15 protein-coding genes and 1 other annotated feature are annotated in these 17,851 nt (G+C 37.1%); of the genes, 8 read left to right on the forward strand and 7 right to left on the reverse strand.

Going from position 1 to position 17,851, the window contains the following annotated elements:
• Positions 1–24: 24 nt before the first annotated feature.
• Complete coding sequence (locus PSR12_RS17615; protein ID WP_048391124.1) at positions 25–1,584, reverse strand: glutathione ABC transporter substrate-binding protein; 1,560 nt, start codon at positions 1,582–1,584, stop codon at positions 25–27.
• A gap of 182 nt (positions 1,585–1,766) precedes the next feature.
• On the opposite strand from PSR12_RS17615, the gene PSR12_RS17620 reads away from it, so the two are divergent.
• From PSR12_RS17620 to PSR12_RS17650, 7 genes are read left to right on the forward strand one after another with little or no spacing between them, the layout of a single operon-like run.
• A complete protein-coding gene (locus tag PSR12_RS17620) occupies positions 1,767–2,669 on the forward strand; it encodes an ABC transporter permease (protein ID WP_221681043.1) in 903 nt (300 codons plus the stop codon).
• Between the two features lie 14 nt (positions 2,670–2,683).
• The gene (gene nikB, locus PSR12_RS17625; protein WP_221681044.1) at positions 2,684–3,604 is read left to right on the forward strand and encodes a nickel ABC transporter permease; all 921 of its coding nucleotides are present in this window, start codon (positions 2,684–2,686) and stop codon (positions 3,602–3,604) included.
• A 15-nt stretch (positions 3,605–3,619) separates the two neighbouring features.
• Positions 3,620–4,633 carry an ABC transporter ATP-binding protein gene (locus PSR12_RS17630; RefSeq protein WP_221681045.1) on the forward strand — a complete coding sequence of 338 codons (1,014 nt, stop codon included), beginning with the start codon at positions 3,620–3,622 and terminating at the stop codon, positions 4,631–4,633.
• On the forward strand, positions 4,630–5,622 hold the full coding sequence (locus PSR12_RS17635) for an ABC transporter ATP-binding protein (protein WP_131521280.1): 993 nt from the start codon (positions 4,630–4,632) through the stop codon (positions 5,620–5,622). The genes PSR12_RS17630 and PSR12_RS17635 overlap by 4 nt, the downstream gene beginning before the upstream one ends.
• A 37-nt stretch (positions 5,623–5,659) precedes the next feature.
• Entirely contained in the window at positions 5,660–6,412 is a 753-nt protein-coding gene (locus PSR12_RS17640) for a sensor histidine kinase (protein WP_221681046.1), read from the forward strand.
• Between the two features lie 38 nt (positions 6,413–6,450).
• Positions 6,451–7,149: a response regulator transcription factor gene (locus PSR12_RS17645; protein WP_004226027.1), complete on the forward strand. Its 699-nt coding sequence runs from the start codon at positions 6,451–6,453 to the stop codon at positions 7,147–7,149.
• A 23-nt stretch (positions 7,150–7,172) separates the two neighbouring features.
• Entirely contained in the window at positions 7,173–8,411 is a 1,239-nt protein-coding gene (locus PSR12_RS17650) for a permease (protein WP_274769970.1), read from the forward strand.
• Between the two features lie 35 nt (positions 8,412–8,446).
• Here PSR12_RS17650 and PSR12_RS17655 read toward each other — a convergent pair whose 3' ends face one another.
• Both PSR12_RS17655 and PSR12_RS17660 read right to left on the reverse strand, forming a co-directional pair.
• A complete protein-coding gene (locus tag PSR12_RS17655; RefSeq protein ID WP_257520383.1) occupies positions 8,447–9,382 on the reverse strand; it encodes a DUF4181 domain-containing protein in 936 nt (311 codons plus the stop codon).
• A complete protein-coding gene (locus PSR12_RS17660; RefSeq protein WP_274769972.1) occupies positions 9,369–9,890 on the reverse strand; it encodes a sigma-70 family RNA polymerase sigma factor in 522 nt (173 codons plus the stop codon). Before PSR12_RS17660 ends, PSR12_RS17655 begins: the two co-directional genes overlap by 14 nt.
• 333 nt (positions 9,891–10,223) lie before the next feature.
• Between PSR12_RS17660 and PSR12_RS17665 the strand changes: the two genes are divergently transcribed.
• The gene (locus PSR12_RS17665) at positions 10,224–11,405 is read left to right on the forward strand and encodes a NupC/NupG family nucleoside CNT transporter (protein WP_036078450.1); all 1,182 of its coding nucleotides are present in this window, start codon (positions 10,224–10,226) and stop codon (positions 11,403–11,405) included.
• Positions 11,406–11,530: 125 nt separating this feature from the next.
• Here PSR12_RS17665 and leuS read toward each other — a convergent pair whose 3' ends face one another.
• The 4 genes from leuS to PSR12_RS17685 all read right to left on the reverse strand — a co-directional run bounded on the left by leuS (position 11,531) and on the right by PSR12_RS17685 (position 17,779).
• Positions 11,531–13,948 carry a leucine--tRNA ligase gene (gene leuS, locus PSR12_RS17670; protein ID WP_274769975.1) on the reverse strand — a complete coding sequence of 806 codons (2,418 nt, stop codon included), beginning with the start codon at positions 13,946–13,948 and terminating at the stop codon, positions 11,531–11,533.
• Between the two features lie 86 nt (positions 13,949–14,034).
• Positions 14,035–14,245, reverse strand: a binding site (T-box leader).
• A 65-nt stretch (positions 14,246–14,310) separates the two neighbouring features.
• Positions 14,311–16,053: a SulP family inorganic anion transporter gene (locus PSR12_RS17675; RefSeq protein WP_274769977.1), complete on the reverse strand. Its 1,743-nt coding sequence runs from the start codon at positions 16,051–16,053 to the stop codon at positions 14,311–14,313.
• A gap of 56 nt (positions 16,054–16,109) precedes the next feature.
• Positions 16,110–16,457 (reverse strand): ArsR/SmtB family transcription factor, encoded by a 348-nt coding sequence (locus PSR12_RS17680; RefSeq protein WP_221681052.1) that lies wholly within the window; start codon positions 16,455–16,457, stop codon positions 16,110–16,112.
• Positions 16,458–16,600: 143 nt separating this feature from the next.
• Complete coding sequence (locus PSR12_RS17685) at positions 16,601–17,779, reverse strand: MDR family MFS transporter (protein WP_221681053.1); 1,179 nt, start codon at positions 17,777–17,779, stop codon at positions 16,601–16,603.
• Between the last annotated feature and the right edge of the window lie 72 nt (positions 17,780–17,851).

Genomic DNA, 17,851 nt, shown 5'->3' on the forward strand with positions numbered 1-17,851 from the left:
TTTTCGTCTATCACCAAATTTTGACTACTCTACAATTTCAACGCCACTGATCATCGTGTAGTTAGATGCATCTAACCAGAAACCTTTTACAGCATTGCTGTAAACTGCTAAATGCTCATAGTTACGCACTGGAATATACACAGCTTCGTCTAACTCGATTTGCATTGCTTTTTTGTAGATTTCATTACGTGCCTCTTGGTTTGCTTCAGAACGCCCTTGCTCAATTAGCTTGTCTACTTCTGGATTTGAATAGTAGAAATGGTTTCCTGGAGGCCCCATAGATGCAGTGTGGAATAGATTGTATTGGTTATAATCAGCATCACCCGTTGCATTACCCCAACCACTAATAAAGATTTGATGCTGCTCTTTCGTAATTTCAGAAATAAATGCACCATACTCCATTACTTGAATATCAACATCTAATCCGATTCCTTTTAATTGAGATTGAATAACCTCCGCCATGTTGATACGCTCTTTACGGTCACTTGTCAGTAATTTAACTTTTGTTCCCTCTTGAACGCCAGCTTCTTTTAACAATTCTTTAGCCTTCACTACATCATAGTCATACGGTTTCGTTTCACTAGAATATCCAATAATTTTTGGACTCATTGCAGAATTGGCAAGTGTTCCTACATTATCATAAATACCGCTAATAATTGCTTCACGGTCAACAGCATAGCTAATAGCTTGACGTACTTTTACATCAGATAATAACGTATCTTTCACGTTGAATCCGATAAATTCTACTGCTAGTCCTTCTGCACGGAATAAATTCATCGTTGAAGAATTTTCAATACGATCAATCTCTGTTACAGGTACTTGTTCAGCAATATGTGCTTCTCCACTTTCAATCATTGCTAGACGAGTAGAATCCTCTGGTACAACTTTAAATGTTACTTTATCTACTTTCGGTACAGTCCCCCAATAATCTTTATTCGAAATTAAAGTGATTTCTTGACCAGATTTCCAAGTTTCAAATACAAATGGACCTGTCCCTACTGGATGAGTTGCTAATTCGTCCGCTGCTTCAGCAATCGCTTTCGGGCTCATCATGCTACCCTCTTGACTGGCTAAAATAGATAGAAGCGGAGCATATGGTTCTTTTAATTTCAACGTTACAACATATTCATCATCTACCACTACTTCACTAATCATAGATAATTTATCACGTTGTGGTGATCCAGTTGCAGGATCTAGAATTCGGTCAAATGTCGCTTTTACAGCCTCTGCATTAAAATCTGCTCCATCATGGAATTTAATGCCTTCATTTAATGTAAATGTCCAAGTGACTTCATCTTTTTGCTCCCACTCTTTTGCAAGTAATGGAACAATTTTACGATCTCTATCAAAAGCGACAAGTGTTTCATATACCTTGCCATGAATAATATTTGCTGATGGAATATCTGTAATAAAGTGAGGATCAAGACTTGTCGCATCTGCTGCTCTTAGAACAACTAATTCTCCTCCTACGCTTTTTGATCCCTCTTTGGAACCTTCTGTACTATTATTGCTAGCAGTAGAGCAGGCTTGCAGAATAAGTACAGTTATTAGTGCCATGAATAAAAACAACTTCATTTTCTTCATCAACATTTCCTCCTTGTGTGATTTGTTCCTTACATTTCGAATTATAAAGAAATAAAATTCACTTGTTTTTTAAAATTTTTACGTGTTTTTTAAATTTTCTGACTAATAAGCCATAAAATATTTACATTCTTTACGCTTTTCACTAAATTGAAATCAACTCAAATAGAAAAGGAGTATTCGATATGAATAAAGTAACAACTACTATTGATCATTCTGTTTTAGTGAATGCACGCAAGGCATCTAGAAAAAAGAATCTTGTTTCTTTCCTAAACAAAATCAAAAAGAATAAAGCAGCTGTCGTAGGAGGCATCATCATTCTTCTATATATATTGATGTTTCTTATCGGGCCCATTTTAGCCCCTTACGATCCCTACGACGTACAATTAGATCAAAAATTACAAGGACCAAGCGTTGAACATCTAATGGGAACGGATGACAAAGGGCGAGATATTTTAAGTCGAATTTTATATGGATCCCGTTTATCAATTGGTGTTGGTATTTCAGCTGTTTTATTCGGTGGTACAATCGGCACTTTCTTAGGTCTTGTTGCTGGCTATTATGGCAGATGGGTTGATTCTATTATTAGTCGAATTTTAGATATCATGCTTGCCTTCCCTGGTATTTTGCTAGCTTTAGCGATTGTCAGTGCATTGGGACCAAGCCTTATCAATGTCACAATTGCTGTTGGGTTTTTCTCTATTCCCATGTTTGCTCGTATAGTACGTGGTTCAACAATGGAAGTTAAAAAATTAGAATATATCGATGCTGTCAAAACACTTGGAGCGAAAGATATGACGATTTTAATTAAGCATATTTTTCCAAATATTTTATCACCTATTATTGTACAAGCATCAATGCGCTTAGCAACCGCTATTCTATCTGCAGCAGGTCTATCATTCTTAGGTTTAGGTGCTCAGCCACCATCTCCTGAATGGGGTGCCATGCTTTCTAACGGACGAGATTTCCTATTTACTGCTCCTTATATGGCGCTATTCCCAGGTATTATGATTTCTATACTGGTATTAGGCTTTAACTTATTTGGTGACGGTTTACGCGATGCACTCGATCCAAGAATGAAAAATTAAAGGAGAGAAGACACATGACATTATTTATCTTAAAACGACTAGCTCAAATTATTCCTGTGACACTTGGTGTAACGCTTGTTGTTTTTCTAATTATGCAGATGATTCCTGGAGACCCAGCGATTATTTTAGCAGGAGAAGGAGCTTCTCAAGAAACAGTGGCAGAATTACGTGAAAATTTAGGACTCAATAAACCATTAGCAGTTCAATATACAGACTATATTAAAAATCTTCTACAAGGAGATATGGGTAACTCTTTAAAAAATAATCAACCAGTATTCGAGGAAATTATCTCCCGATTACCAATTACAATAGAGCTAGCCTTTTATAGTATTTTAATCACAATTGTTCTAGGGCTTATTGCGGGTATTATCTCCGCTATCCGTCCTTATTCATTGATGGATGTAGGATTAATGGTTGTCGCTTTATTAGGGATTTCCCTTCCAAGCTTCTGGTTAGGAATTTTATTAATGTATGTATTCTCTGTACAGTTACACTGGCTTCCTGTAGCAGGCTGGGATAGTGCCAAACATATTATTCTACCAGCTGTCACACTTGGTGCTGGTGGAGCTGCCATCGTCGCTCGTATGACTCGCTCTAGTATGTTAGAGGTTGTAAACCAAGACTATATACGAACAGCGAAAGCAAAAGGCTTAAAAGGATACATCATCATTTTAAAGCACGCATTACGCAATGCCTTGATTCCAGTTATTACAGTAGTAGGCTTACAGTTTGGTAGTTTACTTGGCGGAACAGTTTTAGTTGAATCTGTTTTCGCTGTAAACGGATTAGGACGAATGATTGTAGATGCCATTCGAACACGTGATATACCAGTCGTACAAGGTGGCGTTCTTGTTGCCTCATTAATATTTGTTTTCATTAATCTTTTTGTAGACATATTGTACCGATTCTTTAATAAACGGATGGATTTAAACTAAGGAGGGGAAAAACGGATGAAACAAGAAACCGTGTTGGAAGTAAAAAATTTACAAACCTATTTTTATTCGAGTGAAGGGGTTGCCAAAGCTGTAGATGGGGTATCCTTTACGCTTCAAAAAGGGGAAACACTGGGCATTGTTGGTGAATCTGGTTGTGGGAAATCCATGACTTCCCTGTCATTACTTCGTTTAGTACCATCGCCTCCTGGTAAAATCATTAATGGCGAAATTTTATTAAATAATACAGACATTTTGAAGCTCTCAGATGAAGAGCTACGTAAAATTCGAGGCAATAAAATCTCGATGATTTTCCAAGAGCCTATGACAAGCTTAAATCCTGTGTTATCCGTTGGAGAGCAAATAGCTGAATCCATTCGATTGCACCAAGGCTTATCACGTAAAGAAGCATGGCAAAAGGCTGTCGATATGATTCGCCTAGTTGGAATTCCTGCACCCGAAAAAAGAGCGAAGCAGGAGCCTTATCAGTTAAGTGGTGGGATGCGACAGCGCATTATGATTGCCATGGCACTAGCGTGTACACCAGATGTGTTAATTGCTGACGAACCGACGACTGCTCTAGATGTAACCATTCAAGCTCAAATTATTGATATTATTCAAAACCTGCAAAAACAACTAGGCATGAGCATTATCTTCATTACCCATGACCTTGGTGTTGTAGCAGAAATCTGCGATAAGATTGCTGTTATGTATGCGGGGCAGGTTGTAGAAGAAGGCACAACAGAAAGTCTTTTTGAAAAACCGCTACACCCTTATACAAATGGATTAATTCAATCATTACCGAAGCTATATGAAGACCAAGAAGAATTATCTACTATTCACGGAACTGTCCCAAGTCCCTATAATTATCCAATTGGCTGCCGTTATGCAGAACGTTGCCCTTTTGCTACGGATTTATGTCGTGAACAACAGCCTGAGCTTTTGACTGTTGAGCAAGGTAAAAAGGTAAGATGCTGGATGTACAGTAATGAATGGCAAGGAGACACACTTATGAAGGAGCTGACAGTATGACAACAGCGCAACACACACAACCACTATTACAAGTAAATGATTTAAAGCAGCATTTTTTCTTAAAAAAAGAAAAGCTCTTCGGTCCACAGCAGGTTGTAAAAGCTGTGGATGGGGTATCTTTCGACATCATGCCTGGTGAGACCCTCAGTATTGTTGGAGAATCTGGCTGCGGAAAATCAACAACTGGTCGTTCTATTTTAAGATTAGATGAGCCTACTGCTGGAGAGGTATTGTTATTCGGTAAAAATTTAGTGAATATGAACAAAAAAGAGCTTCGTGCGGCACGCAAGGACATTCAAATTATTTTCCAAGATCCCTATGCTTCCCTTAACCCACGAAGAACGATTCGTAAAATGTTAACAGAGGCCATGTCTATTCAAAAAATTGTACCACCTGAGCAACAAGAAGCACGCATGATTGAATTAATGTCCCTTGTAGGGTTACGTCCTGAATACTTAGAGCGTTATCCACATGAATTTTCTGGTGGTCAGCGTCAGCGTATTGGTATTGCCAGAGCCCTTGCTGTTAATCCTAAAATTATTATTTGTGATGAGTCTGTTTCTGCCCTAGACGTTTCCATTCAAGCTCAAATACTAAATTTACTAAAACAACTACAAAGAGATTTAGATTTAACCTTTTTATTTATCTCACACGATTTAAGTGTTGTTCGACATATTTCAGACCGTATTATGGTGATGTATCTTGGAAAGGTCGTAGAAATTGCTGATAAGCATTCCCTTTTTACTCAGCCACATCATCCTTATACAAAAGCACTGTTTTCTTCTATACCTGTCATTGATAAGCAGCATCGAAAGGAGCGTATTATTTTAAAAGGTGACTTACCATCACCTCTTAGCCCCCCTACTGGCTGTAGCTTTCACACACGTTGCCCATTCGCAACAGATAAATGTAAAGCAGAAGTACCAGCACTACGAGCCATCACTGCAACACATAAGGTAGCTTGCCATTTCGCAGAAAATTTAGTTTAATGTATCTTACACTTATAAATTAAACGGAGAGGTCATTATGTTACAACCAGAAACCTTCAACATATATATTCTCCTATGTGTAATTGCTCCAATTATTGGAGCTTTTCTGCTTACTTTTATATTTATTTTCGAAAAGCAAATCGATAGCCTTGAGGAGGAAAAAAGAAATTTAGAGCTTGAGCAGGATTTACAAAGAGCAAATATTCTTCAGTTGAATCAGCAAATACAGCCACATTTCTTTTTTAATGCATTAAATTCATTATTAAGCCTAGCTCGCATCAATCGGAAGGAAGATTTAGTTGCGGGCATGGAGGCTTTGGCAACATTTTTTAAATTTAAATACAATAATCATGAGGTGTTAATTGCGTTAAAGAACGAGATACAATTTGTCGATAGTTATTTAAATATTCAACAATTGCGATTTGGCCATCGTTTGACTGTAAATAAATATGTTGATGATAAAGCACTATCCGTCCAAATACCACCTTTTATTCTGCAGACCATTATTGAAAATGCATATAAACATAGCTTTGAAAAACATATAGGACCTGCAGAGCTATCCATTATAATCAAAAAAATGGATAATAGCTTATTAATTGAAATTAAAAATACACAGCCATTAGAAAAAATAGAAATGACTACTGAACAGGTAGTAGACGAACTGCAGCAAGGTTATGGTCTCGAAAATATTAGAAAACGGCTTGAGCTTATCTATGGGCTAGAAAATATTTTATTCTCGATACAAAACAATGAACAGCATTACACCGTTACAATCCATGTTCCTGCTTAGGCATTCTATCAACTGGAAGGAGAAAGGAGAATCTCACCATGAATATTTTAATCGCAGATGATGAGCCATTAGAGCTTGAGCAAATGATTTATTTATTAAAGCCACATTTTCCAAATTGGACCTTCCATACTGCCCAAGATGCCTCACAAGCTCTGCAATTAGCTAAAAAGCACCGTATGACTATCGCCTTTTTGGATATTCAAATGCCTGGGAAAGATGGAATCACGTTGAGCAAGGAATTAAAAGCGCTTTATGAGGTAGACATCATCATGGTAACAGCTTATCAAACGTTTGAATATGCCCAACAAGCATTGCGGATCGGAGTAAAGGATTATCTTACAAAACCAGTCATTGCAAGTGAATTAGATGCGATTGTGGAGAAATATAAGGTGTGGAGTTCTAACCATGATGCGATCCAAAGCGCACTTTCCTATATTCATGAAAACTATTATGAAAAACTGAGTCTCAATATTATTGCTGAAAAAATTCATTTGAATCCTAGCTATTTAAGTAGGAAATTTTTGGAGGAGCAGTCTATTGGCATTAATGAATATATTAATAATTATCGCCTAGAAATGGCTGTAAAGAAAATCAATGAAAATCTAGACACAAGTATGTCTGCGATTGCTGAGAGCTGTGGTTTTAATAGTCAGCACTATTTTAGTGTTGCGTTTAAGAAAAAATATAATCAATCACCACGTCAATATAAATCCTCTAAAATGAGTAAAGGTCTTTAGATAGTATGTTAAGGAAGTTTTCATTGCTTGTTCCATTTGGAAGTTTAAGCACAGCAGCAGGAGTCATTATTCTTTTAGCGAGATGGATTAATGGTAATTTATTATTGTCCTCTCCTTCAGCCCTTATTTCTTTTGGTTTTATGGCGGGCATTTGTTATACATTAGCAACAGCTATTTCGTTTATCATACTTGGCTCATTGTTGAATAAGAGCGATTACACAAAAAATCAGCATACACAAAGTTTTTTGCTCTTTACCATACAGCGTAAATTGTCTGGTATGAATTTAAAGGTTATACGTCTATTTTACCTGCTAACAGGTATTGAACTTTGGCTTATTCAATTAATAAGCATTAGTGTATTGTCTGAAATTATGTTAAATATTCCAGTACCTATTACACTTTTTTTCTTTTTAATCGGCATCTTACTTCTTGACCGCATCATGTCAGTGAAAAGTATACTATGGTTGGAAATTTTATTTATTATTGCTCTTTTTTCATTACTTATTTTTATCCCTATTTATTACTTTGTATTAAATGGGGCAAGCACCGTATATGAGGGTATTCGCTTATATCACCCTTATTTATTTTATTTTAAAAATAGCGAAATTCTGCTGTTCTATGTCATTATTCAACTAGCTGTTTTAGGACAAGTATTTTTTGATAAATCAACATGGTATTTAATTGCCTTTATAAAACCTAAAAAAGTACGTCGCAGTCTGTTTTCCTCAGGTGTAATTTTAGCGTTATTAACGCTATCATTTACTGCGATTTTAATGATTGCCCTATACAGCGGATCATTTGGCCAATTCCAAGTACTGATTTTTACGTTTTTATATGAAGTGCAACCAGGCTTTCTTACATTTGCTTTTCTCGTCATTGTCCTATTAGCCATTGTCACAACCTTGCTTGTGGACATGCGGGCAACGAAACGTTTTTTTGTGACCAAAAGACCCTATTATTTCTATTTGATTGGCCTAATGATTATCTTATTCACCTGTTTCTTATCTATCGATTTAACGATTTTAGGTGTTATTTATTCTTTTGCCTTCCTGCACATTACCATGCTACCGTTTGTGTTAATCCTTTTATTTACGAATCGTCATGTTCATAAGCATAGTTGGCTTGTCATCCTGCTTTCCATCATTATTGGAATTGGTGTTGGTTTAAGCTTTAATACGCTTTACGGATTAGCTGCAAGCTTTATGATCTCAAGTATTTATCAATTAATGCTTCAGACTGAAACGATAGAAAAAAATACCTGAACTCGAGATTATTCGGGTTCAGGTTTATACTTTATTTAACTGATATAAAATAAGAATAGAATTAGTGATAGCAAGCCAACAATGGCCGAACTAATGGAAACATAATGTCTTTTTTCCTCTCGACCATAGTAATAGTCAATAAAAATAGAGCTGAAAAGGCTGACAGCTAAATATCCTCCAATGATAACAGTAAATAAAATCCATCCTTTTATTATGATCACCATGAGCATCATGGTATTCAAAATTTTAATAGCCCAAACAGCACGTCTATGCCGACTATTGACATATTCCTTTGGTATGTTAAATTTTTTCCTCATTAGTTTATCGACAAGCATTTGGATAGCTATGAGAAAAACTAGCATAACGATTAAACCTGACATTCCCAATTTAGCATCTTCTTTGAGAGCAAGATCTAAATAAGCCTTTGCCAGCTCTTTATTATCTACTTTATAAAATGAATTGTTGTCATAATCAACAATTCCGATATCCTCCTCGTTTATGAACATTTTCAGCTTCATAACCTGCCCTTTTTCAAACTCTACCCAGACATCACGTTGTAATCTAAAAAAGGTACGCTCATTCATTTGTTTCATTGTAGCTTGCTGTAATAGTTGATGTAATAACTCTTTTTCTGAACTTTGCTCCATTACTCGTTGTCCAATGACCCACCCAGGTCTTCCAGCCTTAAAGATCTCCTCATCTGAATTATAAATCATTGTATATTTTTTTATTGATTGCTGCTGTGCTAACTGAACAATTGAAGCATGTTGCTTTTGCTCTATCTGCCCTAATGGACCGATTTCTATTATCAATAGAAACATGACAATCGTGCCTATGATGATCAAGGGATATGTCCAGCGTCTTGTTTTTTTTGTTTTCCGCACTTGCCGTAAAATATCCTCCTGTAAGGATTGTGTAAATCGTGGTGCTTCACCAAGTTCTTGATCCAATTTCTCTTTAAAAGTAGTCATCCATTAACACCTTCCACTCACTATTCACTAATTTTTCCTGTAACATTTTCCTTGCTCGATGCAATCTGGTTTTAACTGTATTTTCTGCACATGTAAGAATATCTGCAATTTCTCTAACCTTTAATTCCTGATAATAATAAAGAATGACGACTTCTCTATAAGTAATAGGCAACTCAAATAAAGCATTTGTTAAGGTTGACCGTTCATGCTGTGCTAATAGCAGCGTTTCTGGTGTTCGTTTACTTGCACCAATATGCAATTTTTCAAAAAGTTGATGGCGTTTATTTTTCCAGCTTCGTAAATAATCATGACTTTTATGTACAGTTATTTTAACTAAATAGGTCTTTAGAGATGCTCTATGTTCAAAGCGATCCCGCTGCCGATAATAAGAAAAAAAGACATCCTGGACTATTTCTTCTGCCATCGCCCAATCCTTTACATAAAGATAAGCCACACGTAAGCAATATTCTCCGTGTTCTTTCATAATGGCCACTAAATGCTCACTCATCCAAACACCTCCTATAAACATTCACCCTATAGTCGTAATCCGAACTTAGTTGGTTTCAAAAAAATCGAAAAAGTTTCGTTAACATGAGAGTCATAAAAAGAAAAAATCCTCACACAATAAGAGGGTATTTTTTATGAAATATCCTACATTTTTTAGACTGAATTTATTTGTATGCTGTGTTGCATACTTTTTTTCTATTATCTATTGAATACCTAGCGAAAAAACTGTTATAGTGAGATTGTTTGTCTGACGTCTGACTAATTAAGATCTTTAGCTGTTCTTCTGAAATTGGAACATCAGGACAAAATATCACAGATACTTATGGAGGAACTTATGAGATACTTAATATCCTTTTGTGGATTGTTACTTGTTTTTGCCTTAGCTTTATTAATGAGTAAAAACAAAAAAGAAATAAAATATAAATATATAGTGATTATGTTGATCATCCAATTTTTATTGGCAGCTTTACTACTCAATACAACGGTTGGCTATGTGCTAATTAAAGGAATCACCAAAGTATTTGATCACTTATTGTCCTATGCAAATGCGGGTATATCATTTGTTTTTGGAGGCTTAGCAAATGAAGGAGAATCACCCTTCTTTTTAGCTGTTTTATTACCGATCGTCTTTATATCTGTTCTGATTGGGATCTTGCAGCATTTTAAAATACTTCCTTTTTTAATGAAATGGGTAGGTTTATTTTTAAGTAAAGTAAGTGGCATGGGGAAATTGGAATCCTATAATGCTGTTGCTTCTGCTATGGTTGGCCAATCTGAAGTATTCATCACTGTTAAAAAGCAATTAGATAAGATTGCACCACAACGTATGTATACGTTATGCGCTTCTGCTATGTCGACTGTTTCGATGTCAGTAGTTGGTGCTTATATGACGATGATTGAGCCAAAGTATGTCGTAACGGCCATTGTATTAAACCTGTTTGGCGGATTTATTATTGTTTCTATCATTAATCCATATACTGTGGATGAAAAAGAAGATATCTTAACGATTGAAGATGAACAGAAGCAAGCGTTCTTTCAAATGATTGGCGAATATATTATGGATGGCTTTAAAGTAGCCATCATTGTTGGAGCAATGCTTATTGGTTTCGTTGCATTAATGGATTTAATCAATTCATTATTCGATATGATTATTGGTATATCCTTCCAAGAAATATTAGGCTATATCTTTGCGCCAATCGCTTTCCTAATGGGTATTCCATGGGCAGATGCTGTGGCTGCTGGCGGTATTATGGCAACTAAATTAGTAACGAATGAATTCGTTGCCATGATTAACCTTGGCGACGTCTCAGCGTCCATGAGTGAACGTACACTAGGCATTATTTCTGTATTCCTTGTATCCTTTGCCAACTTTTCATCCATCGGTATTATTTCGGGAGCTGTAAAAGGTTTGAATGAAAGACAAGGTAATGTCGTTGCCCGCTTTGGCTTAAAGTTGTTGTACGGTGCTACACTCGTAAGTATCCTAACAGCTATTATTGTGGGATTGATTATTTAAATTGTATTGAACTGCACTCAGTTAGATGGGTGCAGTCCTTATTTTATCGCTTATATAACGCCAAATTAAAAAATGTACATTACTAAAATTGAATTTAGTAATGTACATTTTTACTTTATAGCTCTTTATTTGACGACAATATTGACAAGTTTGCCTGGAATAACGATGATTTTCACTAAGCTCTTTCCTGCCATATATTCTTGAACCTTTTCATCAGCAAGTGCTACTTTTTCGATGTCCTCTTTTGACGCATCTTTTGCTACAACAATCTTCGCACGTACTTTACCAGCAACCTGTACAGCAATTTCTACTTCATCATCCACAAGCTTTGCTTCATCATAGGTTGGCCATTGCTCGTAAGAAAGTGTTGAATTGTGACCTAATAGTTGCCATAGTTCTTCTGCAATATGCGGAGCGATTGGTGCTAGCATTTTCACAAAGCCTTCAGCATAAGCCGTTGGAATCACATCAGCTTTATAGCAATCATTAATAAAGACCATCATTTGTGAAATAGCTGTGTTAAAGCGGATGCCTTCATAATCCTCTGTCACTTTTTTCACTGTTTGGTGGTATGATTTTTCAAGTGATTGATCGTTAGACACTTGGATTTTTGCTGAAATTGTGCCATCTTCTTCATTGACAAATAGACGCCAGATACGGTCTAAGAAGCGGCGTGCTCCATCTAAACCATTTGTAGACCATGCAACAGAAGCCTCAAGTGGGCCCATGAACATTTCATATAAACGTAATGTATCGGCACCATGTGACGTAATGATTTCATCTGGGTTGACAACATTACCCTTAGATTTAGACATTTTCTCGTTACCTTCACCTAGAATCATTCCCTGGTTAAATAATTTTTGGAATGGCTCTTTTGTATGAACAACGCCTAAATCATAGAGAACTTTATGCCAGAAGCGAGCGTATAGTAAATGCAATACAGCATGCTCCGCACCACCAATATAAATATCCACTGGTAACCAACGTTTTAGTAACTCTGGGTCTGCAATCGCCTCTGTATTTGTAGGGTCGATATAGCGTAGGAAGTACCAGCTCGAACCTGCCCACTGCGGCATTGTATTTGTTTCACGACGCCCTTTTTTACCTGTCTCTGGGTCGACAACATTTACCCATTCATCAATATTTGCTAATGGTGATTCACCAGTACCTGATGGACGGATATTATCTGTTTTTGGTAGCATTAATGGTAATTCTGATTCTGGAACTGGCGTTATCGTGCCATCTTCCCAATGAATCATTGGAATTGGTTCACCCCAATAACGCTGACGGGAGAATAACCAGTCACGTAGACGATAAGAAATTTTCTTCTCCCCTACACCTTTTTCCGCTAACCATTCAATGGCTTTCGCAATGCCATCTGCTTTATTTAAGCCATTCAGGAATTCAGAGTTAATATGTTGACCATCACCTGTAAATGCTTCTTTGCTAATGTCTCCACCTTCAAGGACAGGAACGATGTCTAAGCCAAATTCAGTTGCAAATTCATAGTCACGCTCATCATGTGCTGGCACCGCCATAATAGCACCTGTACCATAAGACACTAACACATAGTCAGCAATCCAAATTGGCACTTTTTTACCGTTAATCGGATTCACTGCATAAGCACCTGTAAATACGCCTGTTTTTTCTTTCGCTAAATCTGTACGCTCTAGGTCAGATTTCATTTTAACTTTCTCTAAATAAGCCTCAACAGCTTGGCGTTGGTCAGCTGTTGTAATTTGTTCCACTAATTTATGCTCTGGTGCAAGCACACAGTATGTAGCACCAAACAATGTATCAGGACGTGTTGTGAAAACTGTGAAGTTTTGATCTGAACCGTCAATGGCAAATGTCACTTCTGCCCCTTCTGAACGGCCAATCCAATTGCGTTGCATATCTTTAATAGATTCAGGCCAATCAACTTCTTCTAAGTCATCGATTAAACGGTCAGCATAGGCTGTAATTTTAAGCATCCACTGCTTCATTGGTCGGCGTTCTACTGGATGACCACCACGCTCTGATTTCCCATCAATTACTTCTTCGTTAGCTAATACCGTACCAAGTGCTGGACACCAGTTAACAGCTACTTCATCCACATAAGCTAAACCTTTCTTATAAAGCTGGATAAAAATCCATTGTGTCCATTTATAATACTCTGGATCAGTTGTGTTAATTTCGCGATCCCAATCATAGCTGAAGCCTAGCTCTTGAATTTGTCGTTTAAATGTCGCAATATTTTTAGCTGTAAATTCAGCTGGATCATTCCCTGTATCAAGTGCATATTGCTCAGCCGGTAAACCAAAAGCATCCCAGCCCATTGGATGAAGTACATTATAGCCTTGCATACGTTTAAAGCGTGATAGAATATCAGTTGCCGTATACCCCTCTGGATGGCCTACATGAAGTCCTGCGCCAGATGGATAAGGGAACATATCTAATGCATAAAATTTAGGCTTCGCTGTTTCATTTTCAGTTTTAAATGTTTTGTTATCAGCCCAATATTGCTGCCACTTTTTTTCAATTTGTTCATGATTAAAACTCATTTTTTTTCCTCCTTCGATTGATCGTGCTGCTCTCCATCATAATTGACAAAATATTTAAAAAATAAAAAAACTCGCCCCTTTCTTATAGAAGGGACGAGAGAATTTGTACTCCCGCGGTACCACCCAAATTAGTGATTACACTCGGCTCAAGCTTCCTTAACGCGGAAGAAACGACACACGTTGTTTCACGCGGGCAGACTCAGAAGGCGAGTTCAACTTGCATTCTTACTAGCTCCCACCAACCGCTAGCTCTCTAAAAAGAACCACAAATCTACTATTCCTCATCACAGTCTTTACATGATATTGCATTTATTCTAATGGAAAGTATTGAAAAGCACAAGCCTTTGTTTACAGCTTACCCATTACTGAACAATTAAATCCTTTTCTTCCTTAGACTTTGATAAATCCTGACATTCATGAAAAGCAAAGTGCTGACAACCAATACATTGATTGACGTTTAAATAATGGAAAGCTTTTGTAATCGCTTCTCCAGTATGCTGAAAAAAATGCTGCGCGCCTATTTTATCGTAAAGTCCATTGTGCTGCAGAGCATCCTTTACATCTCCTTGCACACCCGTTACCAAAATAGTACCGCCCTGTGCTGTATAATTTTCAATGATATTGCTAAAATATGCTTCTCCAGTAGAATCCATAAAGGGCACTTTCCCCATCCGTAATATCAAAACTCTTGGTTGCTGATGCAAAGTACTTTCAATCGTTTGTTCAAACATTTGTGCAGCACCAAAAAACAACGGCCCTTCAATTGTGTACATACTAATTTGCGGGCAATCATGCTGCTGATGCACTACATGTGGCTGTACCTTTTCACTTTTATTTGAATGATCTGGAAGTACTTTTGTAACAACAAGCTTTTCACTCATGCGTTTCGCAAATAATAGCACAGCCAGCACAAGCCCTACCTCAACTGCTAATGTAAGACTAGTGAATACCGTTAATAAAAAGGTAATCAATAATACTAGTGTGTCGCCTGATTTTAATTTTGCGATATGTGAAAAATGATGTCGTTCACTCATATTCCAGGCTACGACCATCAGTACCGGAGCCATGCTTGCTAACGGAATATGAGATGCATATGGAGCTAATAACAATAATGTGATTAAAACAAACACACCATGAATGATACCCGACATGGGAGATACTGCGCCTGTTTTGATATTGGTCGCTGTGCGTGCAATGGCGCCTGTTGCTGGAATACCACCGAATAAAGGCGTCACAATATTAGCAATCCCCTGACCAATTAACTCACGATTACTGTTATGCTTACTATTTGTCATTCCATCCGCCACAACTGCCGATAATAGAGACTCAATACCACCTAGCATTGCAATGACAAACGCGGGACCAATAAGTTGTTGTAATCGTTCGAGCGTGATGTTCGGTAAGGCGAAATGAGGTAATGTATTAGGAATCTGACCATAAGCGGTTGCAATAGTAGCAACTTGTCCTGAAAAGAAGAAAGTTGCCATCAGTGTAGAGACAATGATACCCGCTAATGCTCCAGGAACCTTTGGAAAAAACTTTGGTGTTATCATTATTGTCGCCAAGCATACGGCGGCAGTAAGAATACTATACGTATTTGTCGTACCAAGCTGCTTAATGATTTCCTGTATGTTGGCGATAAAATATTCATGTCTTTTAACATTTGTTAGGCCTAGAAAGTTAGCGATTTGACCTGTAAAAATAATCACAGCTATCCCTGCTGTAAAACCAACTGTTACAGGACGTGGAATAAACTTAATTAAAGTCCCTAACTTAAAAAAGCCCATGACACAAAGCAATACCCCTGCCATTAAACCCGCAAGTAATAAATCTTCATAACCATAGGTAAGTACAATCCCCAATAGAATTGGCACAAACGCCCCCGTAGGCCCTCCTATTTGATATTTAGAACCGCCAAAGAGAGAAATAAGAATACCTGCAATGCAAGCCGTATAAATCCCATATTCTGGTTTCACACCCGATGCTATGGCAAAGGACATGGCAAGCGGAATAGCAACGATTCCCACAATAATCCCTGACAATAAATCCTTCTTTACATGTTGAACTGAATATCCTTCAAAGCGTCCTGTAAACAGTGACTTCATAGATAAATCTTCCCTTCGAAATAATAAGCAAAGCCCAATTTGTCATCATCATTGATTTACTTATTCTCTTCGTCACCTTCATTACTTGTCATTTCCTCTAATCTCGAAATGGTATGAACCAAATGGTTATTAAAAATATCCTTTGCCACCCCAAGTAATGCACCAATCATTGGGTCACTTAAAGAATAATAAACTTTTTTGCCTTCCTTGACGCCATAAACAATATTTTTAGCACGCAATACACTTAATTGCTGAGAAACAGCAGAACCCTCTTTCTCTAAGCAATCTTGAATCTCATTGACACTTTTCTGTCCATCTACAAGGAGTTCAAGTATTCTAATGCGTAACGGATGTGCTAATGCTTTGAAAAAATCTGCTTTAAACTGTTGTAAGCCCTCTTCCATAAAAAACCCCTCCATATAACTACATATTCAAATATTTGAATATGTATGATTGTAATCCTGTCACAACATTTTTTCAATATCTACTATAAAAAAAAAAGAACAAAAACAAGTGCTTAACACTCGTTTTTGCTCTTTTCAGTGTATTAATCTGCTACTATTTTGTTCTTCTTTAAAGGATAATCGTATGTTAAACATGGAATAATCGCCAATAGTACGATGACCACCAATGTTAAAACGAGAGGAATCATGCCAAATTGATCTACCATAATACCACCAAATAGTGGACCAATCATCCGTCCTCCAGTAGCAGCACTATTGATAATCCCTTGATAGAATCCTTGACGACCTTTTGGTGCCAGTTGATTAGCAATCGTTGGTAATGCTGGCGTATAAAACATTTCGCCAAATGTTAAGACAAGCATCGCTGCTCCAAACATTTTAAAATCATTTGCAAAGGCAATAATACCAAAGGAAAGTGCGATCAGCGTTACACCAAATACTAACTGACGCTTTAAATTGTGTTCCCACCGCTTTACGAGCGGTGCAATGAGTGGTTGCCCAATGACAATTAGAAGACCGTTGATTGTCCAAAGTAGGCTGTATTGCTTTAATCCCAATCCTAAATCTTGTGTATAAGATGAAATGGTTGCACTCCATTGAGAATATGCTAGCCAGCATAAAACAGAGGATGCACTAATTATTAACAAAGCATAGAAAGGGGCCTTGTTTACGATTCGTTTACTTTCACTCAAGACATTTTTAGGTGCAATACTGCCCGCCTCCAAACGCTTAAATGTAAATAAGGCAATGAAAAAGAATAAAATATACATACCTAAATTTACTTTAAACACATAGTCAAATTGATAATCTGCCACTATACCTGCAAGGGCAGGACCTACGGCAACACCGACATTTTGTGCTAAATAGATAGTATTAAAAGCCTTACGTCCACCTTCGGGCCAGGCAGCTCCAGCTAAGGCAAACATACCCGGAAAAACAATGCCCCCACTAAAGCCTAGTATCGTTAAAAACCACACATAATGTGGCCAACCATGCCAAATTGTTAAGCCAATTAATGAAGCAATCGTTAACAGAATACCAAGCATAATAGCTTTATAGCCACCAATTCTATCAAATAAGTAACCACCTAATAGATTGCCTATTACTCCAGCAGCAGAATTCAACATTAAGACAAAACCAGCCATAGCTAAAGATTTGCCTAAATAATCATGCATATAAATGGCATTCAAAGGCCATAAAAAAGAGTTGCCTGTTGTGTTCACAAGCATTCCGATAATTAAAAACCAAACACGTTTTGGCATAGAATGACCTCCATTATTTCGCTTCTCTAAATAGCTAGTGTATGCTGAAATACTTAAAAGTACAAGGAAAAT

Source organism: Lysinibacillus sp. G01H, assembly GCF_028872195.1.
Lineage (GTDB): Bacteria > Bacillota > Bacilli > Bacillales_A > Planococcaceae > Lysinibacillus > Lysinibacillus capsici.

Coding starts and splice junctions, on each gene's coding strand:
- PSR12_RS17645 (WP_004226027.1), top strand. CDS start 6,451: ATGAATATTTTAATCGCAGATGATGAGCCATTAGAGCTTGAGCAAATG.
- PSR12_RS17630 (WP_221681045.1), top strand. CDS start 3,620: ATGAAACAAGAAACCGTGTTGGAAGTAAAAAATTTACAAACCTATTTT.
- PSR12_RS17680 (WP_221681052.1), bottom strand. CDS start 16,457: ATGGAAGAGGGCTTACAACAGTTTAAAGCAGATTTTTTCAAAGCATTA.
- PSR12_RS17665 (WP_036078450.1), top strand. CDS start 10,224: ATGAGATACTTAATATCCTTTTGTGGATTGTTACTTGTTTTTGCCTTA.
- PSR12_RS17615 (WP_048391124.1), bottom strand. CDS start 1,584: ATGAAGAAAATGAAGTTGTTTTTATTCATGGCACTAATAACTGTACTT.
- nikB (WP_221681044.1), top strand. CDS start 2,684: ATGACATTATTTATCTTAAAACGACTAGCTCAAATTATTCCTGTGACA.
- PSR12_RS17620 (WP_221681043.1), top strand. CDS start 1,767: ATGAATAAAGTAACAACTACTATTGATCATTCTGTTTTAGTGAATGCA.
- PSR12_RS17635 (WP_131521280.1), top strand. CDS start 4,630: ATGACAACAGCGCAACACACACAACCACTATTACAAGTAAATGATTTA.
- PSR12_RS17655 (WP_257520383.1), bottom strand. CDS start 9,382: ATGACTACTTTTAAAGAGAAATTGGATCAAGAACTTGGTGAAGCACCA.
- PSR12_RS17675 (WP_274769977.1), bottom strand. CDS start 16,053: ATGAAGTCACTGTTTACAGGACGCTTTGAAGGATATTCAGTTCAACAT.
- PSR12_RS17640 (WP_221681046.1), top strand. CDS start 5,660: ATGTTACAACCAGAAACCTTCAACATATATATTCTCCTATGTGTAATT.
- PSR12_RS17685 (WP_221681053.1), bottom strand. CDS start 17,779: ATGCCAAAACGTGTTTGGTTTTTAATTATCGGAATGCTTGTGAACACA.
- leuS (WP_274769975.1), bottom strand. CDS start 13,948: ATGAGTTTTAATCATGAACAAATTGAAAAAAAGTGGCAGCAATATTGG.
- PSR12_RS17660 (WP_274769972.1), bottom strand. CDS start 9,890: ATGAGTGAGCATTTAGTGGCCATTATGAAAGAACACGGAGAATATTGC.